General features: G+C 42.1%; 24 protein-coding genes. 1 reads left to right on the forward strand and 23 read right to left on the reverse strand.

Annotation, left to right across the window (positions count from 1 at the left end; translation table 11 throughout):
* Nucleotides 1-60: 60 nt before the first annotated feature.
* From JX304_RS08285 to JX304_RS08295, 3 genes are all read right to left on the reverse strand, one after another.
* Nucleotides 61-1,602, reverse strand: coding sequence for a sodium:solute symporter (locus JX304_RS08285; protein ID WP_187539543.1), 1,542 nt, complete (start codon nt 1,600-1,602; stop codon nt 61-63).
* A gap of 208 nt (nt 1,603-1,810) precedes the next feature.
* Nucleotides 1,811-2,734 (reverse strand): dihydrodipicolinate synthase family protein, encoded by a 924-nt coding sequence (locus JX304_RS08290; RefSeq protein WP_205012041.1) that lies wholly within the window; start codon nt 2,732-2,734, stop codon nt 1,811-1,813.
* Nucleotides 2,735-2,750: 16 nt separating this feature from the next.
* On the reverse strand, nt 2,751-3,425 hold the full coding sequence (locus JX304_RS08295; protein ID WP_205012042.1) for an N-acetylmannosamine-6-phosphate 2-epimerase: 675 nt from the start codon (nt 3,423-3,425) through the stop codon (nt 2,751-2,753).
* Nucleotides 3,426-3,901: 476 nt separating this feature from the next.
* On the opposite strand from JX304_RS08295, the gene JX304_RS08300 reads away from it, so the two are divergent.
* The gene (locus JX304_RS08300) at nt 3,902-4,741 is read left to right on the forward strand and encodes a MurR/RpiR family transcriptional regulator (protein WP_239649425.1); all 840 of its coding nucleotides are present in this window, start codon (nt 3,902-3,904) and stop codon (nt 4,739-4,741) included.
* Nucleotides 4,742-4,855: 114 nt separating this feature from the next.
* Here JX304_RS08300 and JX304_RS08305 read toward each other — a convergent pair whose 3' ends face one another.
* From JX304_RS08305 to JX304_RS08400, 20 genes are all read right to left on the reverse strand, one after another.
* On the reverse strand, nt 4,856-5,242 hold the full coding sequence (locus JX304_RS08305) for an ABC transporter permease (RefSeq protein WP_205012043.1): 387 nt from the start codon (nt 5,240-5,242) through the stop codon (nt 4,856-4,858).
* A gap of 108 nt (nt 5,243-5,350) precedes the next feature.
* On the reverse strand, nt 5,351-5,845 hold the full coding sequence (locus JX304_RS08310) for a hypothetical protein (RefSeq protein ID WP_205012044.1): 495 nt from the start codon (nt 5,843-5,845) through the stop codon (nt 5,351-5,353).
* Nucleotides 5,846-5,919: 74 nt separating this feature from the next.
* Complete coding sequence (locus tag JX304_RS08315; RefSeq protein ID WP_205012045.1) at nt 5,920-6,243, reverse strand: hypothetical protein; 324 nt, start codon at nt 6,241-6,243, stop codon at nt 5,920-5,922.
* A 163-nt stretch (nt 6,244-6,406) separates the two neighbouring features.
* The gene (locus tag JX304_RS08320) at nt 6,407-7,318 is read right to left on the reverse strand and encodes a helix-turn-helix domain-containing protein (protein ID WP_205012046.1); all 912 of its coding nucleotides are present in this window, start codon (nt 7,316-7,318) and stop codon (nt 6,407-6,409) included.
* 79 nt (nt 7,319-7,397) lie between these two features.
* Nucleotides 7,398-8,450 carry a zinc-dependent alcohol dehydrogenase family protein gene (locus tag JX304_RS08325; RefSeq protein WP_205012047.1) on the reverse strand — a complete coding sequence of 351 codons (1,053 nt, stop codon included), beginning with the start codon at nt 8,448-8,450 and terminating at the stop codon, nt 7,398-7,400.
* A gap of 163 nt (nt 8,451-8,613) precedes the next feature.
* Nucleotides 8,614-8,937, reverse strand: coding sequence for a hypothetical protein (locus JX304_RS08330; RefSeq protein WP_003002347.1), 324 nt, complete (start codon nt 8,935-8,937; stop codon nt 8,614-8,616).
* Entirely contained in the window at nt 8,937-9,242 is a 306-nt protein-coding gene (locus JX304_RS08335) for a hypothetical protein (protein WP_205012048.1), read from the reverse strand. Before JX304_RS08335 ends, JX304_RS08330 begins: the two co-directional genes overlap by 1 nt.
* A 13-nt stretch (nt 9,243-9,255) precedes the next feature.
* On the reverse strand, nt 9,256-9,822 hold the full coding sequence (locus JX304_RS08340; RefSeq protein WP_205012049.1) for a hypothetical protein: 567 nt from the start codon (nt 9,820-9,822) through the stop codon (nt 9,256-9,258).
* Between the two features lie 214 nt (nt 9,823-10,036).
* Nucleotides 10,037-10,654, reverse strand: a complete 618-nt coding sequence (locus tag JX304_RS08345; protein WP_205012050.1) for a hypothetical protein — start codon at nt 10,652-10,654, stop codon at nt 10,037-10,039.
* A 130-nt stretch (nt 10,655-10,784) separates the two neighbouring features.
* Nucleotides 10,785-13,436 (reverse strand): bifunctional acetaldehyde-CoA/alcohol dehydrogenase, encoded by a 2,652-nt coding sequence (gene adhE / locus JX304_RS08350; protein WP_205012051.1) that lies wholly within the window; start codon nt 13,434-13,436, stop codon nt 10,785-10,787.
* 588 nt (nt 13,437-14,024) lie between these two features.
* Complete coding sequence (locus JX304_RS08355; protein WP_205012052.1) at nt 14,025-15,827, reverse strand: acyltransferase family protein; 1,803 nt, start codon at nt 15,825-15,827, stop codon at nt 14,025-14,027.
* A complete protein-coding gene (locus JX304_RS08360; RefSeq protein ID WP_205012053.1) occupies nt 15,817-16,221 on the reverse strand; it encodes a hypothetical protein in 405 nt (134 codons plus the stop codon). Before JX304_RS08360 ends, JX304_RS08355 begins: the two co-directional genes overlap by 11 nt.
* A 28-nt stretch (nt 16,222-16,249) precedes the next feature.
* Nucleotides 16,250-16,675 carry a low molecular weight protein-tyrosine-phosphatase gene (locus tag JX304_RS08365; protein WP_205012054.1) on the reverse strand — a complete coding sequence of 142 codons (426 nt, stop codon included), beginning with the start codon at nt 16,673-16,675 and terminating at the stop codon, nt 16,250-16,252.
* Between the two features lie 172 nt (nt 16,676-16,847).
* On the reverse strand, nt 16,848-17,414 hold the full coding sequence (locus JX304_RS08370; protein ID WP_205012055.1) for a nucleotidyltransferase family protein: 567 nt from the start codon (nt 17,412-17,414) through the stop codon (nt 16,848-16,850).
* Between the two features lie 6 nt (nt 17,415-17,420).
* Nucleotides 17,421-18,419, reverse strand: a complete 999-nt coding sequence (gene ruvB, locus JX304_RS08375; RefSeq protein ID WP_205012056.1) for a Holliday junction branch migration DNA helicase RuvB — start codon at nt 18,417-18,419, stop codon at nt 17,421-17,423.
* Between the two features lie 541 nt (nt 18,420-18,960).
* Nucleotides 18,961-20,001 (reverse strand): aldose epimerase family protein, encoded by a 1,041-nt coding sequence (locus JX304_RS08380; RefSeq protein ID WP_205012057.1) that lies wholly within the window; start codon nt 19,999-20,001, stop codon nt 18,961-18,963.
* Between the two features lie 81 nt (nt 20,002-20,082).
* Nucleotides 20,083-21,252, reverse strand: coding sequence for an SIS domain-containing protein (locus JX304_RS08385; protein WP_205012058.1), 1,170 nt, complete (start codon nt 21,250-21,252; stop codon nt 20,083-20,085).
* A gap of 83 nt (nt 21,253-21,335) precedes the next feature.
* A complete protein-coding gene (locus JX304_RS08390; protein WP_205012059.1) occupies nt 21,336-21,740 on the reverse strand; it encodes a PTS sugar transporter subunit IIA in 405 nt (134 codons plus the stop codon).
* 11 nt (nt 21,741-21,751) lie between these two features.
* Nucleotides 21,752-22,570 (reverse strand): PTS system mannose/fructose/sorbose family transporter subunit IID, encoded by an 819-nt coding sequence (locus tag JX304_RS08395; RefSeq protein ID WP_205012060.1) that lies wholly within the window; start codon nt 22,568-22,570, stop codon nt 21,752-21,754.
* Nucleotides 22,557-23,471, reverse strand: coding sequence for a PTS mannose/fructose/sorbose/N-acetylgalactosamine transporter subunit IIC (locus JX304_RS08400; RefSeq protein WP_205012061.1), 915 nt, complete (start codon nt 23,469-23,471; stop codon nt 22,557-22,559). Before JX304_RS08400 ends, JX304_RS08395 begins: the two co-directional genes overlap by 14 nt.
* Nucleotides 23,472-23,496 lie beyond the last annotated feature (25 nt).

A 23,496-nucleotide genomic window follows, 5' to 3' on the forward strand; every position in this document is an offset into this window, starting at 1 on the left:
TGCTCTTGCCCATTGAAGATAGGGACCTGTTTCCCTATCTTCAATAGCTGATGCATCGCTTTATTGACGTTTTGCCCAGCTACTATCCGCATGGATTTCAGGAATATCATAGATCGTGGTATATTTAGGAGCTGCACTACCTTTTTGAGTCAATAGTGAAACAACATATCCAGATACTAATGATACAAAAATTGAAATGAATGAATAAGCCCAATAGTTTACTGCTGTTGCAGGAAGCACGTATTTAATTACAATCATCACGATACTAGAAACAACCAAGGCAGTATAGGCACCATACTTGTTGGCTTTTTTAGAAGCGAATCCAAGAACAAAGATACCGCCTAAGATTCCTAATACCAATCCCATAAAGCTATTAAACCATTCATAGGCTGATTTGATATCTGAATGAGCCATCACGATCGACACAACAATTGAGAAAATACCTACTCCCAAGGAAATATAACGTGCAATCTTCGTACGTGTAGCGTCCGTCATATCTTTAGAGATAACATCTTGAATATCCAAGGTCCAGGAAGTCGCTACAGAATTCAAACCTGTAGATAAGGTTGATTGAGCTGCAGCATAAATAGCTGCTAAGATAATTCCTGTAATCCCAACAGGCAATTGATAAGCAATGAAATAAGTGAAGATTTGGTCCTGAGGAATATCGCTACCAAAAGCTCCTGGATTTTGAACCTTGTAATAAACGTAAAGACCTGTACCAATCAAATAAAATACAGTTGCTGTCCCAAGGGAAAGTACACCATTGGTAAACATCATTTTATTCAATTTTTTAATATTTTGAGTGGTCGTAAAGCGTTGAACTAAGTCTTGAGAAGATGCATAAGAAGACAAGATGGTTAAACCAGATCCCATGAGAATCAAGAATACAGATCCGGACAACAAATTCGGGTCAAATAATTTCTCAGTTGGGGCAATGAATTTACCATGAGCTAATTCATGGAAAATCGAACCAAATCCACCATGCAAATTGCCAACCAATACAACCAATGAGATGATGACACCAACGATCAAAACCGCACCCTGAATAAAATCCGTCCACAATACAGACTTGATTCCTCCAGTGTAGGAGTAGATGATCGCCACAATTCCCATCAAGATAATCAAGATGTTGACATCAATGCCTGTTAAAATCGCTAAGCTAGCGGAAGGCAAGTACATGATAATGGACATCCGTCCAATTTGGTAGATGATAAATAGCAAGGCTGAAATGACACGAAGAGGTCGAGAATCAAATCTTCGTTCTAGATAATCATAGGCGGTATCAATGTCCATTCTTGCAAAGATAGGCAAGATATACTTAATAGACAAAGGCACTGCAATGATGAGCCCTAATTGAGCAAACCATAAAATCCAAGTCCCAGCATAAGAATTTCCCGGTAATCCCATGAAAGAGATCGGGCTTAGCATGGTCGCAAAAATAGACACCGAGGTAACGTACCAAGGGACGGTACCATCTCCTTTGAAGAACTCTTTTCCTTGCATTTCCTTTTTGGAAAATAGAAGTCCTGCAATCAATACTGCCAATAGATAGACAATCAAAACAATTAAATCAATTGTTGTAAAACCAGAATTTCCCATATTACTTTCTCCATCCAACAAGTACTTCAGAAGGCCAGGTAACAGTCCAACCTCTAAAACGATACTTGAAAAAAACCGGATTGACGCAGTGGTCAATCGCTCAAAGCACTACTTTTTAGGAGCAGGAAGATTGAAAAGATTTAGAAAACCTCTTCAACCCGTCCACACATCGGAATCGTTCCTGCCCCTATGAAGCTCTAAACGCTGATTACAAGAAGCGTTCTCTTGCCTTATTGATTAAGTCAGCTGCTTCTTTTGCAATCGCCAGATCTTCTTCATGCAAGGGTTCGAGTGGGGCTCTTACAGAGCCAAGATCTAATTTTTCATTTAAACGGAGAATTTCTTTGATCACTGCATAAAGATTTGCTCGTCCACTGACCATCTTATAAATGACATCATTGATCGCATATTGCAATTCTTTAGCTGTTTCAAAATCGGATTCTTTGATCAATTCATTTAATTTCAAGAACAAATCAGGCATCACCCCGTAAGTACCACCAATTCCAGCTTTTGCGCCAATAACACGACCACTAATGAACTGTTCATCTGGTCCATTAAAGACAATATGGTCATCTCCTCCATCAGCTACAAACATTTGAATATCTTGTGTTGGCATAGATGAATTTTTCACCCCGATCACCCGTGGATTCTTGCGCATTTCAGCATAAAGATCGCGCGTGAGGGTGGTACCAGACAGTTGCGGAATATTATAAATGATAAAATCTGTATTTGGTGCAGCCTTGCTCATGTCATTCCAATAGCGAGCAATCGAATAGGCAGGAAGACGGAAGTAAATAGGTGGGATCGCTGCAATAGCATCTACTCCCAAGCTTTCAGCATGCTTAGCAAGTTCAACGCTATCTTTGGTATTGTTACATGCGACATGGGCAATAACGGTTAGTTTTCCTTTCGCAACCGCCATCACATTCTCTAAAATCAACTTGCGATCTTCCACGCTAAGATAAATACATTCTCCAGAAGAACCGTTGACATAGACCCCTTGTACCCCTTTGTCAATATGGTATTGCGTCAAGGCACGGACTCTTTCTGGACTCACTTCACCATTTTCATCATAGCAAGCATAAAACGCTGGAATAACACCTTCATATTTTTTCAAATTTGCATTTGTCATTTGGAGACCTCTTTCTTTATTTTGTTGCTTCTACAAATTTTTTTGTAATTAGTTGTGGACGTGTAATAGCAGATCCTACGACAACACTATAGGCACCTAGCTCCAAGACCCTACGGACTTTATCAGGGGTATCGATGTTGCCTTCTGCAATTAATGGATGAGATAGTTTACTCAGGGCCTTGCGAATAATTTCAAAGTCATTTGATTCGATTTTATTGCCCTGACTTTGCTTGGTGTAGCCCACCAAGGTCGTTCCAATAAAATCAAAACCTAATTGGTCAGCCGTCAACATTTCATCAATGGTGGAACAATCTGCCATCCATAATTGATCCGGGTATTTTTCCTTTGCTTTTTGGAAAAATTCTTTCAAGCTTTCGCCATTTGGTCGTGTAGAAGTTGTGGCATCTATCGCAATGATATCCGGACGAACCGTCATGAGTTCATCTACCTCTTTCATAGTTGCCGTGATATAAACATCTGCATCTTGGTAATCTCGTTTGATGATCCCAATGATCGGTAAATCCACCGCTTTTTGAATTGCTGCAATATCAACAACCGAATTGGCACGAATTCCAGATGCTCCTCCTTCCTTGGCAGCCACTGCCATACGAGCCATAATAAAATCACTATGCAATGGTTCGTCTGGTAGAGCTTGACACGATACAATCAGCTTATGCCGTAACTCTTCCATGATTTAATCACCTGCTTCTTTTTTGAATTGTAAGCTCTTACACCATTAATCATAATACTTTAAATATGTATTTTCAATACTTTTGCTATACTTAGAAAGTACTTTCAAAAACATCTTAAATTTCCTATATTTTTATTGTATACCTATTTGATTTCATATACAAATATTTTCCGTTAATTTTTACAAGTTCTTTATTATCAACTATTGAGAGAGGCTTATCTCCCGCCATTCATTTACTTCCTTATTTATTTCTTATAACTGCTATTTAACCTATCCACTTTTTGGCCTTCTCATTCTGAAAGTAAATTTACTCTTGGGACTACTTTTAGATTCATTCATTTTCCCTTTAAATCCTGTTACTAGTTTCAATAGTTTTTACTTGCTTTTACTTGAATAAAATGGTCTCCCCATGTTATAATGTGTAATATATTATAGGAGTGTCCTGTTATTTCATTTCGCGAGAAAGGAGGACTGCTGTGAAACAAGATCAAGATTTACGCATGATTATCGCTAGCCATGAAACGGAATTGACAGATATGGAACGCGACATTGCCCGCTATTTTCTATCATCCGAAGCACGACAGCATTCCCTATCCTCGTCTCGCGTGACCAAATTGCTACATGTCTCAAAAGCCGCTTTGACCCGTTTTTCCCAAAAATGCGGGTTTACTGGCTATCGGGAATTTGTATACCATTTTAACGAAGAAGCGAAAGAGCAACAGCACGAGGAAGAGCATGATGAACTCACTCTCAGCGTCTTGCAACGCTACCACCATGTCAGTAACGTTACTGAAAACTTCGTCAAAGACCCCCAATTGGAACATGTGGCAGACTTAATCGATCAGGCAGACCGGGTCTACTACTTCGGGATCGGAAGTTCCAGCTTGGTAGCCCGGGAGATGAAAGTTCGCCTCATGCGACTCGGTGTGGCAGGGGAAGTCGTGACCGATCAGGACGGATTTACCTGGACCACCAGTATTCTCGATTCCTCCTGCTTGGTCCTTGGATTTTCCTTATCGGGTAAGACAAACGCTATTACAGATAGTTTAGTGAAAGCCAAGGAAAACGGTGCAAAAACTGTCCTTGTAACGGCTAACCCTGCTTGTGTCCACCATGATTTTACTGAAGTAGTGCCTGCTGCTCCTCTTCCTAGCAATACCTATATTGATCGCATCTCAGCGGTCCTTCCTTTGCTGATTGTAGTCGACCTGATCTACGCCCATTTCCTCAGTAAAAATCGAGATGAAAAAGAGACGGTGTTTAATCGCTATTGGGAAAACAAAAAGCTTTCTAATCAACGTTCCCGAAAATCTTAATATGGTCTCCCTATTTAAAAAGCAAGAAGGATGAGTTTTACCTCATCCTTCTTGCTTTGTTGATTCTTCTAAAGAAATATTTTTACTCTATGATGCTGAAACCATCTCATCTATCTAAGCCATCTTTTGAGTCGCTTTTTCCTTTACGACAAGCACAAAGCCAATAGAGCCGACGACGGCACCAAGCAAGATCCAATAGAGCACATCTGACGAAACAATTGGCCCTGCCAAGAGACGTGCTAATAAAAAGAGATCGATATACAGTCGGGTATCCCGGTAGAAGTTCCAATTGAAATGGTAGCTACCTTCTGGGTACTGACGTGTCGATACAGGCGGTTGAAAGACCTGCAGAAGAATCAAAATCCCAACAAAAGCAAGATAAGCTAGGCTAACTACCGAAAGCGGAGCCTGCATCATCAAAGCTACAGCTGCTAAAAGCAAGACCAAGAGCCAGAAATGGAAGTCCATCCAGAATTCATGATGATAACGAAACCGTTTCATAAGATCACACCTTTCTATTATGTAATCGTTTCCTGCACTTATATTATAAGACTATAATAGGTTATTTACAAGCAATATGAAGCGAAATTTATCAATTTATATATGATATTAATTTTCTATCATTTTATTAATCCACTCAGATAAAACATCATCTTCATGTAATATTTCGTATGCCCCATCTTTTTTAAAATATAACAAAGCAGGTACTCCATCTATACTAAATTTTTGATAAAACTCCTGTATTCTAGGATTTTTTGAATCTGACTCAGTATCTAAATAGTAGACTTTGTTATTTGACTTTAATAAAAGCTCATTTAACATTGGCACAAACTCTCTACAAAATGGACAAGATTCTCTGCCTATATATACAAAACTGTTATTTTTTAAATTTCTATCTATGATATTTCCAGCACTTACTTTTGTATAATTTGTTACTATAGAGCGATATAATCTTTTCATTTTTAATTCATAATCTTTATCGATTTCAACTTTTGTTAATTGTAAATTTTCTTTATCAGCCAATCCTGATGATAAAACACAAGCATTTAACTGGCATAGAAGAATAATACCTAGCATTAATTTACTAAATTTCTTAAAATTCATTTCACGAACCATATTAATAATAACAAACAAAGGAGGATTATTTTAACGTAATCTTATAAACTATTTCCTTTTAATCATACATTATAGCACTTGTACGCTACGTTACCAAGTTCTCTAATTACAGATATCCACCCACCAGCTGGGGACACAGCAACTCCAAACAAAGACCAAATACAATCTATTTGTCGTTGAGTCAAATGAGCTGAAGCATTACCATCTTTGAGACAATAGCGCTTATAGGTTGAACTGTTTTTATTCATATCTCCACAAACACCACGGTCCCGTGAAATTGTTGCTTCAATGGGCTTTATAGCATTGGCACTAACCGGAGATACAAAAGATCCTATTAAGGAGAATCCTATAATCGAAAGAAGTATCATTTTTTTAATATTTTTCATATCATCACCTTCTCTACTTAATTGTTAAATTAGTATTTTTAATCAACTAAAAATACTAAAGATAGTACAGTTACAATTACTCCCAACATCTGGCTTATCCTCCTTTATTCGCTTTCGATAGTAATAGTATCACTTTAAAAATAAAATGGACATGACATAAATGTCATGTCCATTTTATTTTTATATGTTTTTCCATTTCTTTTTTTATTTTATTTTCAAGATCAAATTCGCCAAATGAATGAGCACAAACCATCGCTTGGTGATAAAATACTTTTGCTTTTTCTATATCTTTTTCCACGTAGAATGCATAGGTTCCTTTCATCATATCTATACCCGGCTGTTGTTGAAAATATTGAGTTTCTTGGACTAATTTATCCAATTCATTTATATATGGACCCAACTGCTCATAATCTTCATCTTGATATAAGATAGAAGTCATCGCTATCAAATTTCTGGTTATTAAATATAGGCTCGTTTTATCAGATGAATCTTTGGAAGCAATCATTTTATCAACTAAAACCATGGCATCTCTTTTATCCTTGGCTCTCGCGAGACATTTGAACAAAAATAATTTGATGATTAATAGATCATTTTGAGAAAATTCTTTTTTAGTCATCAATTGCCCAAAATATTCCTCAATCAAATTTTCTCCATATTCAGCTTTCTCAGTTGAAAAAACATTTAACGCTGCATCTACAGCTTCAATAGCAACTTGTTCCTCTTCTGGTAAATCTTCAAAATACGATTCGTAAATCTCATCAAAATAGGATTCCTTTAGTCTTATCCGTTCTTCGTCCCCATATGTCATAAAATGAGTAACTAGAAATTTCAACTCTAGATATCTACGAGGTAACACCGCTTTATCATGATCTACAATATTCGATACTGGAATACCCAGCATATTCGCAATATATTCTAATTTTTTTAAGCTAGGCAAAGACTCCCCCTTTTCAATACGTACTAACTGACGAACTGTTAATTCACTTTCATCGTTACAAAGTACTTCTCTCGTCAACCCCTTTTCTTCTCTTAATCGTCTTAGTTTTTTCCCAATTTCACTTTTTATATCTCTCATCTCTTAATCCTCTGAAAAAGGGCTAGAAGTTACCTCCCAGCCCTACTAAAAAAACTATGAACAAAGAGTAACTCCCACCTTATTCACTGATGTCATTTTCGATAATCACCTTGAGTGCATGGTTTTCACCCGCGTGTTTAAAGACATCATAGGCTTTTTCAACTTCTGAGAGTTTGAAGTGGTGGGTGATGAGTTTGGTTGCATCGATCTTGCCTGATTTCAAGACATTGAGCAACATTTCAGTGGTATTAGCATTAACAAGACCAGTGTTAAGGGTAATGTTCTTGATCCACAAATCATCCAAATTGAAGCTAACTGGTTTTCCGTGGACGCCGACATTGGCGATGTGACCACCGACAGAGATGACGTTTTGGCAGACATCAAAGGTAGCAGGATAACCCACACATTCCATAGAAATATCAACCCCACGACCATCCGTCACATCATTGATAAAGGCCTTGATTTCAGCGATATCACTGGAGCAGATGGTGTGAGTTGCCCCAAATTTCTTAGCTGCTTCAAGACGAGATTCAGACAAGTCCACCATGATAATCGTAGCAGGTGAGAAGAACTGAACGGTCAAGAGAGCCGCAAGGCCGATCGGACCAGCTCCAACGATACAGACATTGTCCCCTGGTTTCACATGAGATGGAAGCACCCCAATTTCATAAGACGTTGGGAGAATGTCTGAGAGCATGACCAAGGCTTCGTCATCCACAGTTTCAGGCGCATGATAAAGACTGCCATCCGCATGTGGAATATGGACATATTCTGCTTGGGTTCCGTTGATCAAGTGACCCAAAATCCAGCCACCATCTTCACAGTGAGAAGGTAGGCTACGCTTACAGTAATAGCAGGTATTACAAGCTGTGACACAAGAGATGATAACCTTGTCCCCCACCTTGAAGTTGGTAACTGCATCACCGACTTCTTCAACAATTCCAATTCCTTCGTGACCTAAAATCGTGCCTTCTTTACAAGCCGGAACATCTCCTCCTAGGATGTGAAGGTCTGTCCCACAGATGGTTGTTTTTAAGACACGTACAATCGCATCCGTTGGGTTTTTGATTCCTGGTTTTGGTTGGTCGATTAGTTGCAGATTGCCTGCAGATACATAGGTTGCAGCTTTCATAAGCGACTCCTTTTCTTTGTTGGTTTGATAAACCATGTTCTGTTTGTTACTTTGTGAATATTATAACATATCAAGTAAACGCTTACAATATTTTATGAGCACATTTTTAAAAGTTTTTTTGAGCAAACAAAAACATTCCTCTTATCTATACCAGAGGAATGTTTCAATCACCTTGTTCTAATTGTTGGCGCTGCTTATAGTATTCTTGCTGCTCGCGCTCACGCTCTTCTTCTAAGCGCTCTTCATAACGCTTGAGTTCTGCCTCAAACTCTTCTTGCAAGGCAAATAAACGCTCCAAGCCACTTTGAGCTTCCGCACTGGGGGCTTGAAAATGCAGGGCACTCAGCCAGTCTACTAAATTTTCTGTATGTTGGCGGACATCCATACGCATATCCGCATAATCCCACTCCAACTCGCTAAGTTTCTGGTTGAAGCGGTGATGTCGATCTTCTAGTTGTTCTAATTCACTATTTCCTGAATGGTACATCACATACCTCCTTTAATCGGACTCATGAAAATCGGCTTTTTCACTGATTTCAGTGCGGTTTCTGCCGCGTCCGCTGCTCCTCCTGTAAATCCATCTTTCAAATCACTAACTAGAGTCATTGTGGCAAAAGTGCGCATCTTTTCGGATTGACCGCTCAAAGTCACCTGCAAACTCATCCCTTCTAACATCATCAAGGCTTTTTGCGTTGCAATCAAACTCCGAATCGCAATCCGCTCTTGCTCCTTTTTAATCTCTCGATGGAGCTCCTCAATGCGTTCTCTATCCTCTCCCAGGATTTCTAACATCTTTTTCTCCTACTTATGAAAAATCAAAAGCTGCTGCTTGTCCCTTGTCCAAGTCCACCAATTGGGCTGATGCAGCTTCCAGTTGGCCTGCCAGATCTGACAAGCGTGTGGAATAGGCCTTCGCTTGAGCCAGGTTTTCCGCCTCGACCGCTTGGTCCCAGCAAGTATCCATGGAGAACTCTCCTAATAGTTGCTCCACTTCTGCATCTGTTAAAAATTGGGCCATACTGTGGGCCATTTGCGACACCTCAGCAACCTTATGGGAAACCGTCTCCTTGGCCACTTCTAGCTGATCTTTGAGCTCGGCCTCAAAGACCGTCGCTTGCGCGGAAGCATTTTGCGCTACTGCCAGTACCAATTCCTCTCGCAATTGAATGGTCTGGGTCCCAGACGCACTCGCTAGTTGCTGATGGAGGCTAGGAATACTGGACGCATCCTCAGGTATCCCCTGCCCATGCAGAGAAACAACCGAGGCAGATGATGGATTTTCTGATCTAGGTGCTTGTTGATCCCTTTGTGGCATCTCAATAATTTTCTGCGCCTGGTCTTGCATCCCTTGTACTCCATCTTCTAACTCCATTTGAGACAGCCTCCTTTCTTGGTTCATTTTATGGTCCACAGATCCTAAACTTCCTTGCCTCATCAGTAGAAGCAAATTCACACACTATAGGGTAACATAAATTAGCTCGTAATGCTATAAAAATTTCAAAAAATAGTGAAAAAACCAGCGCTTGATGAAAAAAATTAAATTTGAGTCCTGTGCTCCTAAAAAAAAACAGGAAAACTCAACTTTTTTAGCGCCATTTACTATAATCCCCTTTTTGGATCTCTAAATTGTAAACAACCTTCGCTTCTGGACTACCACTTTTATTTTTATTCACTCCAACTAACTGCCCAGCATCCGTAAGGACCTTTATACTCGTATCAATTCCTTCATCCTCACTCATCTTCGCATCGTCTGGTAGTTTCTCTTCATTTGAAACGTCAATTGCTTCTCCTGTTTTTGAATTATCTAAGAAGATGACCTCTTTATGATTCATTCCAAAATCAAATTCAACTCCCTGGTGGAAGCCATAGCGGAGCATGGGCTCTCCTTTTGCATCTTGCCCTAGATAAGCTTTATTTCCATGCCCGTCATAGACAACCGGAACCACATTCACTCGTAAAGGATCCCCAGACTTCAAACCTCCGTCAAAGATAATCGGAGAAAATTCAATTTTCCTAACACCTGTGAAATTTTCCTTCACGTACAATGCCGTTTGTTCTTCCAATAGATGGAAAGAATGTTTAAAAATGCTCTCCTCTTCATGGGTCAAACCTTGGGCTGTTCGATGGTGGTTCTTCAGCCAGATCACCCCTACACCCAGAATGACGACGATCACTAAAATGATTCCTATAATCTTTTTTCTCATCTTTACCTTCTTTGTTCTAGTTCTTTTCTTATACCCTATCATAAAATCAAGGGAATTGCGAACTCAAAGCAAAAAAACCCTCACTCTTTCGAGTGAGGGGGCTGATAAACATCAGTTGTTCCTTGGCGTCTTATTTACGACGTCCTGGACGTTCCTTGTAACCATAGTAAGCATCTTCGATAATTTCTTGCATATGGTCTACCATTGGAAGACGTGGGTTAGCTGGTGAACATTGATCTTCATAAGCGAGGAAGGCCAATTCACGAGAATGTTTCTTCCATTCTTTTTCATTGATTCCTTGTGCCTTGAAGTTCATTTGGATACCACAGCGTTCACCAAGTTCATATACAGCTTTTGCGTAAGCTTCAACAGCTTCTTCTGGTGTAGAGCATGGAAGTCCTAACATACGAGCGATGTCTTGGTATTTTTCATCTGCACGGTAGTAGTTGTACTTAGGCCATGTCGCAGTCTTGGCTGGGCGTGTACCGTTATAGCGGATCACGTATGGAAGCAAGATGGCATTGGTCCGTCCGTGGATGGTGTGGAATTGCGCACCAATCTTGTGGGCCATGGAGTGAGAAATACCGAGGAAGGCATTGGCGAAGGCCATACCTGCGATCGTAGAGGCATTGTGCATCTTTTCGCGAGCATCGTAGTTGGCTGTTTTCACAGATTCTTCCAAGTTTTCAAAGACCAGTTTAATAGCTTGAAGGGCAAGACCATCTGTAAAGTCGCTAGCCATTTGAGAGACGTAAGCTTCTGTCGCGTGGGTCAAGACGTCCATACCAGTGTCTGCTGCAACCGATCCTGGAACAGTCAAGACAAGAGATGGGTCCACAATCGCCACTGTTGGTGTCAATGAGTAGTCAGCGATTGGGTATTTGCGGTTATTGGCTTTATCAGAGATAACGGCAAATGGAGTAACTTCTGATCCAGTACCAGATGTTGTTGGGATGGCGATGAATTTTGTCTTCTTACCAAGCAATGGGAATTTGAAGGCACGTTTACGGATATCCATGAATTTTTGAACCAAATCGTGGAAGTCCACTTCTGGCTGTTCATAGAAGAGCCACATAACTTTGGCCGCATCCATTGGAGAACCACCACCAAGAGCAATGATCGTATCTGGCTTGAAGGTCCGCATGATATCGGTACCACGTTCAACAGTTGTGATATCTGGATCTGGTTCAACGTCCGCAAAGATTTGGTAAACTACCTTGTTGCGACGAAGGTCTAATTGTTCAATAATGCGATCCAAGAAACCAAGTTCTACCATCGCATGGTCTGTCACGATCATGACACGTTCTACATCACGACATTTTTGTAAGTATTCAATTGATCCACGTTCGAAGTATGTCTTCGAAGGAAGTTTCATCCATTGCATGTTATTTCTCCGGCGTCCGACTTTTTTGATATTCAAGAGGTTTACTGCGCTTACGTTATCACCAACTGAGTTGTGTCCATATGAACCACAACCAAGAGTCAATGATGGCAAGAAGGCATTGTATACGTCCCCGATACCACCAAAAGTAGAAGGAGAGTTCCAAATCACACGGATGGCTTTGACTGCTTTCCCAAATTCTTTAGCCAGATCAGCATCTGCAGTATGGATGGCAGCAGAGTGACCCAGACCGTTGAATTCAACCATTTGACGAGCTTTGTCAATTCCATCTTCACGGCTGTCTGCTTTCAAAACAGCGATGACTGGAGACAATTTTTCACGAGTCAATGGTTCTTTTGGACCAACTTCCTTCACTTCTGCAGCAAGGATATTGGTTCCTTCTGGGACAGAGAAGCCAGCTTGTTCAGCGATCCATGCTGCTGGTTTCCCAACGATGTCCGCATTCAATTTCGCACCCGCACAGTTCTTACTGTTGGCTTTGACACCGAAGCAGAACTCTTCAAGGAGGGCTTTTTCTTTTTTGTTGACAAAGTAAGTGTGGTAAGATTTGAATTCTTCTACAAACTCATCGTAGATTTCTTTATCGATGATGACCGCTTGTTCAGATGCACAAACCATTCCGTTGTCAAATGACTTAGACATGACGATATCGTGGGCTGCTTGGCGGATGTTAGCTGTTTTTTCAACATAAGCAGGTACGTTTCCGGCACCTACCCCAAGAGCTGGTTTCCCGCAAGAATAGGCAGCTTTCACCATGGCATTCCCACCAGTCGCAAGGATAGTCGCAATTCCTTCGTGGTTCATCAGCGCACTGGTTGCTTCCATAGATGGTTGGGTAATCCATTGCACACAGTTTTCAGGTGCTCCTGCTTTGATCGCTGCATCCCGTACAATTTGAGCTGCATGAGCAGAAGATTCTTGAGCAGATGGGTGGAAGGCAAAGATGATTGGGTTACGAGTCTTCAATGAGATCAAGGCTTTGAAGATCGCTGTAGAAGTTGGGTTAGTGGTTGGAGTGATCCCACAGATCACGCCGACTGGTTCTGCAATCAAGGTCAAGCCTGTCACATCATCGTCATCGATGATGCCAACTGTTTTCGTATGACGCATGTTGTTGACCACGTGTTCGCAGGCAAACAAGTTCTTAGTTGCCTTATCTTCAAAGACACCACGACCGGTTTCTTCATATGCATGAAGGGCCAATTCTCCGTGGGCATCAAGAGCTGCTACAGATGCTTTTGCAACGATATAGTCCACTTGCTCTTGCGTTAATTTACGCATTTCTTCTAATGCAACAAGGCCCTTTTGGACCAACTCGTCAACGTGCTTTTCAGCGGCGAGTTTCTTTTCTTCAGGGGTAAGTGATTTTTTATCAGCCATTTGATGGTTTCCTCCGAATTGTTCAAAAGAAAGTCGTTTTCATGTTTTCAGTAAACATTCAAACTTTTTACCCAATCTTTCTTTTGTTAATTTTTTCACAATATTATTCTACCCTATTTTGAGCTTTTTGTAAACACTTCCAAGCAATTTTCACAAAGATTTTTTCTAACTTTGTGAATCTTTTTTCAAATTCCTTTGATAGGGGGTTTTGAAACCCACACTTTGTGAAATAAATTTTTAAAAAACTTTTTCTTCACAAGGAGAGATTTTCACTCTGTTTTTGTAAGCGTTTTCTTAATCTTACTAAAAAAAGCAACCTTTTGCAAGTATAAAGTTGCTTTAGAAGGTAGACAAACTACTTTTGTAAAAAATAAAGATGAGTCCTAATTTTAAGAATGAATCAAGAAAATACCGAAACTTTCCAATGTGAGAAAAGTGCCTGAAACAATACAGTTTCAGGCACTCGGAATTTTTGAGACCTTAGGCTCAAAAATTAGTCATGGAACTTCATAGAAGTTCGCTGACGTCCGTACTCACCTAAGGAAAGTTTTTAATATGAATTTGTTTTTCTTTTTCCAAAAATCTTAACTACTTCTTAACAGGGCCTTTTTCAGCCTTGTCAAGAGCTTCTTTGACTGTTTGAGCATAGAGTTCCCCACCATTTGTTTCCATATTGAAGTGAACAGAGTCTGTTCCCACCCAAATATTTGGATTTTCCAAGGCTACTTGATACCAGTCCGCAATGGTGATGAAATCGTATTTCTTGGCTAGTTCCAACTCATAAAGACGAGTTTGGACCGATTCGCTGGACTGATCGTTGGCATATCGACCATCATATGGTGTCACAAGGATCAAGCGACGGCCTTTTGGAAGTTTTTCAACATACTGATCCAGCAACTCTTTGTAGTTGCTCACAGTATTGGTTCCTAGGGCAATGACCACATTTTTTAGGAGAACTTTATTGGAGATATCAGTCTCAAAGACCTTCATCCCATTTTCCAACTGACGGCTCACTACCGCATCGATCTGGATGCCAGGGATCGCTTTTATTAGATAATCTTGTGCCCGCAAATTGACCGAATCCCCGATCATGGTTACCCCATTTGAAACGTTGTAATCTGTCGCCGTCGCATTGTCCACCTGGGTCCGTGTGACCTGCATTTTATTATTAGCTTGATTGAGCCCGCTGGCAACCAGACTCTCATCGAAGGCTCCAACCGTTGGCGCAAAAGCTGAAATCCCAACCATCAGTAAGGCCAATGGGATCATGAGATAAAAGACCGGTTTGGTCAAAAAGCTGAGATCCATCTTCATGCCAAAGACACGAGGTTCCTTACCTGCAATGGTTGGCTCCAAAATATAGAAGGACAGAGCCGTTAGAATCAAGGAAACGATCGTCGTCACAAGGGCTGCCATCATATTTCCCAAGTGTTGAGAAAAAATGATAAAGAAAGGCCAGTGGAAAAGATAGACACCATAACTGGTATCTGCCAAGAAATTGAGGATGACTGGTTCTTTTTTATCTGGCGTCTTTTCATGGAGAATGCGGGCCGACAGAATCATGGCACAAGCTGCGATTGTCGCTGCTAAAAAGCCAAAGAGATAGGTCCACAGGCTATCAAATGGCAAGAAAAGACTGAGTACAAACAAGAAGGCAAAGCTTCCACCCAAGACTGACAAAGTCTTTTTCATACTCCAAGACTGTACCAGTTTTGTAAAATTAGGGCTGACATTGGCAATCCCTGTCACCGTTGCTAGGCACGATCCCGCAAAGAAGGGGAAGATGTGAGTGAAGCTCGAAAAATAGATGGTAGAGAAATTAGCTGTCAGAAAGGCGCGGATAAACATGGACAAGAAGGTAAAGAGAAAGAGTCCACTAGAGGCCAAAAAGAGCATGCCTCGGTACTTTCCAACCGTCTTAGCCCGCTTAGCCAAGAACCATGCCAAAAGTGCCCATAGCACATAGTAATGCACTTCTAGAGCCAAACTCCAGGTATGAAGGAAGAGATGCGGAATGAAGTTGCTTTCGTAACTACCACCCGTTGCCATCTCAAAGAAATTGGTCACAAAACCAAAGACCGCCGCAATCTGAGTCCCAATACCAGCCACGTAGTCTCGTTGGACCATAAAGGTAAAGGGCATTACGACCAAGACCATAAAGACAAGGGGAGGTACGATCCGGTAAAAGCGCCGTTTCAGGAAAGCCAGGTAGTCGATTCCTTGCTTACGCGCAAATTCATCGATCAAGAGCGCTGTAATCAAAAATCCTGAGAAGGTGAAGAAAATATCTACCCCAATGAAGCCTCCAGGAAAGGCTTTTTGGAAGAAATGGTATAGCAATACCAATAAGAGTCCTGTAACACGGACGAGTGAAAACCATTTAATGCGCATTTTGATAAATCCCCTGCTTGAATGTTCCTTTGTATACGACGTTGGCTTCTGTGGTTAAGGTGCCTTTGCCCTCTGGCTGACCATTGACAAACTGCCCTTCATAGGTCCAACCAGCCTTGGACTTAAACTTACCATAACCACTAAAGGAGCCATTGACGAGGTTGCCTGTATAGGTATCCCCGTTTTTAAAGGTGACGGTTCCCTTGCCATTCATCTTGCCACGGACTAGACTTCCGTCGTAACGGATCGCCCCCTTGTCCAAGGTCAAGACACCATGACCTGGAATGGCCGAAAAGAAAACCATCAAAGCAGATAGAATAATCACGACTAATGATGCTATTTCTAAATTTTTTCGCGTCAGATAGACCTTGTAGGTCTCATAAAATTCTTTCATATTCTGTATTCTCTCACATCTCAAACTCTTAGGAAGTGGCTAGCTGATCTAACCAAGCCTTACAGCCAGTCAGAACTCTGGAATAGGTCTCCTCAAAATCACCGGTATACCATGGATCTGGCACACTTTCAGCAGCAAAGAGCTGAATCTTGTGCTCTGTCCCTGCAGGAGCCATTTGCTTCAAATCTGCCACATTATTTTCGTCCATCCCTAGGATCAAATCAAAGTTGTAAAAATCCTCTTCCTTGATCTGTAAAGAAGTCTTGGCTGGATCATACGGGACCTGGTGTTGTTGAAAGATTTTCTGGGTTCCCTGATGGATCGGATTCCCATGTTCCCAGCTAGAGGTGGCACGGCTTTCAATCTCATACTGATCCGTCAAGTCCTTCATGACAAACTCCGCCATGGGGCTCCGGCAAATATTTCCTAAGCAGACAAAGACAATTTTTTTCATGATTCCACCTAACTCCTTGTTCTGATTATCCAATCTAGCTGAGTACGTCGCTTTCCACTAAAGTAAACTGGTACACTATTACTATTATAACAAAAATGTGACAGAAAGATGACAAAGGGGCTCCATCATTTTAAAGAAAAATCAGATTCCCTTTTCAAATCTGATTTTTTCTCTATTTTGGAAAACGAACCTCTAATTGAGGCCATTTACTCTGCCAATTTTTCTTTTTCATACGCTCTGTATAAACCGCCAAACGCTCTGGGCTGGCTAAAAAATGCGGAGTCGGCTCAACGATAAAATCTTCGATATCCCTTGTTCCATAAGGGAGAAAGAGCTCCAACTGACCATCTTTCCTTAGGCGAACTGCAAGAGCCGTACACTGCTCGGGATATTTGGAAACCGCATCACAGGCACTACGATAAGGAGCTGTCCCCGGACTATGCTGGTGCATGTAGACTTGATTTTTGACTTCCCAAGCGTATTGGGGATATTTTTCCTTTAATTCCTGCTCGATCTGCTGCGTCTCCTCATAGCTAATCGTAGGATCATAAAAGACCAGATCCATATCGGTTGTCACGTCAAACCCTGGTTTTCCAGAGAGCTGATTCCAGATGAAATTTCGCACTGCCCCTGCTGCTAACCAGGCATCTGCTAAGTCTAGATCCCGAATAATAGTCAAGACGACCATCATCTCCGGATCCGCTTGGATCTGTTCTACTATCACTTTTTCCGTCAGCATCTTCTTCTAGTCTCCATTGTAGGGATAACCCAGGTGTTCATAGGCCTTGCGGGTCGCCACGCGCCCTGTCCGGGTCCGCATGATAAAGCCTTTCTGAATTAAGTAAGGCTCATACATGTCCTCAACAGTTTCCCTCTCTTCAGCAATATTGACCGATAGAGTCCCAAGGCCGACCGGGCCACCACCGTACATTTCAATCATGGTACGCAGGATCTTTTGATCGACATAGTCCAGTCCTTCATGGTCCACATCTAGCATAGAGAGGGCCTTGTCCGTAATGGTGTCATCAATCAGGCCATCGCCCATAATCTGGGCAAAATCACGTACCCGTTTGAGCAAACGATTGGCAATCCGTGGAGTCCCACGACTACGAAGAGAAAGCTCTTTAGCGGCTTCGTGGGTAATTTCCATCTCAAAGATCTCGGCGGTCCGCTCGACAATCTCTGTCAAATCATCTTGCTCATAGTATTCCATGTGCCCGGTAATTCCAAAGCGAGCGCGCAAGGGATTGGACAACATCCCAGCTCGGGTCGTTGCCCCAATCAAAGTGAAAGGTGGAAGGTCCAGATGGACACTTCGGCTGCTCTCCCCAGCGCCAATCATAATGTCGATGTAAAAATCTTCCATGGCGCTATAGAGCACTTCTTCAACCGACATAGGTAGGCGGTGGATCTCATCGATAAAGAGGACATCCCCCGGCTCTAGATCATTAAGAATCGCCACTAAGTCACCAGCCTTTTCAATGACAGGACCAGAAGTCTGCTTGAGATTGACACCCAGTTCATTGGCAATGACAAAAGCCATGGTGGTCTTCCCCAATCCTGGAGGTCCAAAAAGGAGGACATGGTCCAGCGCCTCATCCCGAAGCTTAGCCGCCTCAATAAAGATTTTCAGCTGGTCCTTGACCTTGTCTTGCCCGATATATTCCTGTAAATATTGCGGGCGTAAGGTCCGCTCAACGGCTTCCTCATCGCCCATAATTTCATTGTCTAAAATTCTACTCATACACACTATTATAGCAAAAAATGATACCTTCGGTACCATAAATAGAATGTGTTTTTTAAAGATCCTGGTTCTCACTAACGTTTGCTAAGAAAGAAGGATCGTAGTTTTCGCTCTGCTCAAACTGCATCAATGTATCTAAGTTCGTCTGCGTCCCGATTGCACTTGACTCACTAAAATGGTAAGGAACGTAGTTCTCACTAACGTTCGAACTGCATCAATGTACCTAAACTCACTGATGTTCGTGAAAAATAAAGATCGTAGTTCTCACTAACGTTCGAACTACGTCAACGTACCTAAGCTCACTAACGTTTGCTAAGGTACGTAGAAAAAGCCACCGGTTTTGGTGGCTCTTATAGGGAGATTATTATGAAAAAGTTTTAGGAGTTTTATCATTCAAAGTTAGGAGGTCTTTGATGATGGTATTAGTATACGATAGGAAGCTTAAACTTTCCTTATAGTTTTTCTAAAAATTTTTTTCGTGAAAAAGAGGAGGTCCCAAGCAAGAATTTCACATCCTTGTTTGGCCACTCCCCTTTCCTCTTTATTTCTTAGCGATGGCATGGTAGCTGGTCTTGCTGGTGAAGACTTGACCTGCTCTCAAGATGACCTTTTCAACTTGATCGCTATGAATGGCATCTGGCACTGTTTGAAATTCTAGCGCCAAGCCATTGTGCTGAACCATTGGTTGGCCTTGCAGACGAACGGTTTCATCTACGAAATTGGCTGAATACACCACCAAGGCTGAGGTTTCTGACTTGAAGGTCAAGAAACGTCCAGAGGGCTGATGGTAAAGAAAACCGGCATTTTCATGTCCTTCTGGAAGAGCAAATGGATGGTCTAATCCTTCTACCAGGCGAATTTGCGGATCAGAGTCTTTAAAAAGATCCTCCAAGAGCATAGCTTGATAGAGATGCTGAACAACCGGGCTTTCTCTATCCACGGCCTGAAGAGGGACGCCGTCCGGATGGATAGGGTAAAGCCCTTGATGGTTGATCTGAAAGACATGGTCATTAATCGGCTGGGTGAAGTTCCCAGATAGGTTGAAATAGCTGTGGTTGGTCGGATTGACCAAGGTGTCTTGATCCGTTTCTACTCGATAGTCAATCTCTAGTTCACCATCTTCCGTCAAACCATAGGTTACCCAGATCTTGAGATTTCCAGGGAAACCGCCGGTCCCATCCGCCCGCTCTGTATAGAGAGTGATTTCCTGATCCGTTACCGACTCCACGCTAAACAAGGCGCTGTCCCAACCAGTCGATCCACTGTGGTTGCAGTTGGCACCGTTATTAGCTTCTAAGTAATAGGTCTCTCCATTGAGTTCAAAACTGGCCCCTGCTATCCGGCCTGCTACTGGGCCAATACTAGCCCCATATTTAGGGCTGTTGCCTACATATTCTTCAAAGCGATCAAAGCCTAGGATAATATTAGCAAACCGGTCTTCTTTATCAGGTGTCACATATTCTAAAATCGTCGCCCCATAAGTCATGACAGACAATTGATAACCTAGGTCATTTTCGAAGCGATAAGCACGAACTTCTTGATTCTGCCATTCCCCAAACACGCTTTCTTGATACTGTTTCACAAACCTTCTCCTCTCACTGTTTTTCTCCATTGTATCAGTTTTACAAAAAGAAGCACTCCACTTTTTATAGAAAATTAGTGGCTATTTTTTATGAAATGGATGAATGATCACTCCTTGCACAACCCGATTGACGGTACCAGTCGGTGATGGTGTGTCTGGGCGATTTTGCACCTTGAGCGAAGTCAAGAGAGAAATCAATTGACCGTAGATAATGTAAGGGAAGGCACGGTAAATATCTAGGGAGTCTGCAGAAGCTTTTACTAAGACCTCCCGTACATGATCGATTTCAGGCGCTTGATCTGTCAAAAGGACGACTTGACGGGCAATCCGATCCCCTGCCACTTCTCGTACCAAGTCTAAATCATACTGACGCGTATAAGGATCGATGGATCCAAAGACCAATACAAGGGTATCTTCACTGATCAACGATTTCGGACCGTGACGGAAACCAACAGGACTCTCGTACATGGTTGCGATTTTGCCTGCTGTTAATTCCAAAATCTTGAGCTGGGCTTCATGGGCTAGACCAAAGAAAGGTCCTGCCCCCAGATAGATCACGCGCTCGAAGTCTAAATCTACAACTTCCTTGACTGCTTGATCACTGGCTAGTACCTGTTCAGACAGACGAATCAACTCCTCAACCCGTTTTTTCTTGGTTTCTTCCTCACTCGGATCAAAGACCAAGAGGGCTGTCAGGAGCATAGAGGTAAAGCTCGAAGTCATAGCAAAGCCGGCATCATTGGTTTCTTTAGGTTGGAGAAGTAAGAGATTGCGCTCATCCCCGTGCGCCTGGAGGGCTAATTGCCCTTCCTCTGCACAGGTGATGGTGACTTGGTAAAGATCCTCCACTAAGTCTTTGGCTAAGTCTACCGTTGCAACACTTTCTGGGGAATTGCCACTTCGGGCAAAAGAAACCAGAACCGTTGGAACCTCTTTTTTCAAGTAGGTTTGGGGATGGGCTACAATATCTGTTGTCGCAATGGATTGGAAATTCCAGTGGCGTTCATCCTGCACTTCCTGCAAATACGAAACCAAGGTATCCCCCACATAAGCAGAGGTTCCCGCTCCAGTCAAGATGACCTTGATGTAGGCATGCTCTTGGCCAATCTTATCTAAGAAAGCTTTTATTTCCGCTTGTCTTTCTTGGTACAAGCGAGCTGTTTCCTTCCAAACTGCTGGTTGTTGGTAGATCTCACGCGTGGTGATCTCTGCTCCTAGCTCCTGCAAGTCTTCTTTTGTATAGTCTAACATAGAACCTGTTGTTCCTTTCTACAATCTAACGTTGATAAATGGGAAAGGAGCCTGAGATGATACTCCCAGACTCCCCTACCAACCTACTCATCTTCATCATCATCAAGGTTTGACAAGAGGTCATTGACCTTGACAATACTTTCTTTTGCACGTTCCGGATAGTTGCCCTCACTACCAATCAGACTGCTATTGATGAATTCAATCACCATCGGAAGATTCATCCCTGCGTATAAGTCAATCGCACGTCCTTCAAGGATCAAGCGGCTCACAGTGTTGCAAGGAGTCCCTCCTAATAGATCTGCAAATACAATATAGTCTTCTAGGCCTTGAACTGTTGCTTCAAATTTAGCAGTAAAGTCTTCTGGCCCTTCTTCTGGTAAGAGTGCAACCGTATGGATGTTTTCTTGTGGCCCCATAATCATTTCTGTACTGGCTTTGAGCTCTTCACAGAAGCGACCATGACTGACCAATACTAACTGTTTTGCCATACACTACTCCATTATGCCATTCCAAAGAAGAAGTGGCCAAATGCTGAGAATGCGATTGCTGCAAGGATGATGAGCAAGATAGCTTTTGTAGAGTTCATACCCTTACGTCCAAGCAACCAGTAGATTACACCGGTGATGATAGCTGGTACCAAACGTGGGAAGATAAGGTTGAGCATATCTTGAATTTCAATCGCTTTGTCCCCAATGTGTGGAGTCCAAGAAACTTCAACACCAATCATGCTGGCAATCAAGGCACCAACCATGAAGATACCCAGAACGGCAGCTGCATCGATCAAAGCTGTCAAGGTACTTTGCATGTTGTTGATGAGGTTAACCCCTTCTTTATAGGCAAATTCCAATTGTTTCCAACGGAAAATGTCATAAGCAACTGCCACAGCGATCCACAAGAAGATACCGGCTGGGTTTCCTGCAACAGCCAAAGTTGCTGCGATTGAACCCATAATAGCTGGAACCAAGGAACCAAAGATTGAGTCCCCAAGAGGAGCGAATGGTCCCATGAGACCTGTCTTGATCCCGTTAACAGCGTCTTTTGATTTCACACCATCTTTTTCTTCCATTGCAAGGTCAAAACCGGCAATAATGGTGTGGAAGAATGGAGAAGTATTGAAGAATTGAGTATGAACTTTCATCATTTCCTTCAATTCAGGAGTGCCATCTCCATACATTTTCCGCAATTGTGGTAACAGCATGTATAGGTAACCGGAAGCCTGCATCCGTTCGTAGTTCCAACCCAATTGGAAGGTGAAGAGGCTCCGTTTGTTGATTTGTTTAAAATCTTCTTTTGTTAGTTTGTAATTAGAATTCGTCATCTTCAATTTCCCCGCTTTCTGATTCAGTTACTGGAGCAGCAACGACTGTACGTTGACTGTTTTTGAAGTGTTGTACTGCAAGGAAGATACCGATGATGGCAACCCCAATCATAGATACACTCTTGAAGTTGTTAACAAAAGTAATAGCTTGTTCTTTTGGAAGTTTAGCGAACACTTCAGAACCAACAATGCTAGACACTGCAGTACCAAGGCTTTGAACATTGCTATAAAGCACTGTCAACATAGCTGTCAAACCAAAGCCAAGTGCTAAGTAGTGAAGGTTACGACGAACAGGAAGGTAACGAAGCAAGATCGCAAATCCAAGACCTGGAAGCATTTGACCTGCAAGTTTCAGACCGTTTGCCAACCATTGTACATTAGCAAGACCTGTAACAACAGTTTCTACGAAAGATCCACCATAAGCAAGCGCGAAGAAAACTGGGAGAGCTCGAGAAAGAGCCCAAGGAATCGCTCCAAGAAGGTAGTTGCGTTCGATACCTTTGTAGTCAAAGCGGTTGATTGCAGCATCTACACGGTGAGCGAAGTAAGTTGTAGTCATACGACCAAGAATATCAAAGTAGGTCAACAAAGTTGCTACCGGCACAGCGATTGTAGCAATAGCAAGCTCTGGATCAATCCCTTTCGCTACTGAGAAGGCAGTCGCAAGAACGGCACCAGAAGTGGCGTCAATACGAGAAGCTCCACCGAAAGTACCAACACCGAGCACGGTCAATTGAAGAGAAGCTCCGATAAATAGACCTGTCTTTAAATCTCCCATGACAAGTCCTGTAATAAAACCAGCAAAGACTGGTGATCCTGCTGATGAAACAATCGTCAACTCATCACAGATTTGATAAGCTGAGTACAAAGTAAGTAGTAAAATTTGCCACCATTGTATCATGACAATTTCCTCCTAAAATTTTTCT

The sequence above is a fragment of the Streptococcus parasanguinis genome, assembly GCF_901875555.1.
Lineage (GTDB): Bacteria > Bacillota > Bacilli > Lactobacillales > Streptococcaceae > Streptococcus > Streptococcus parasanguinis_H.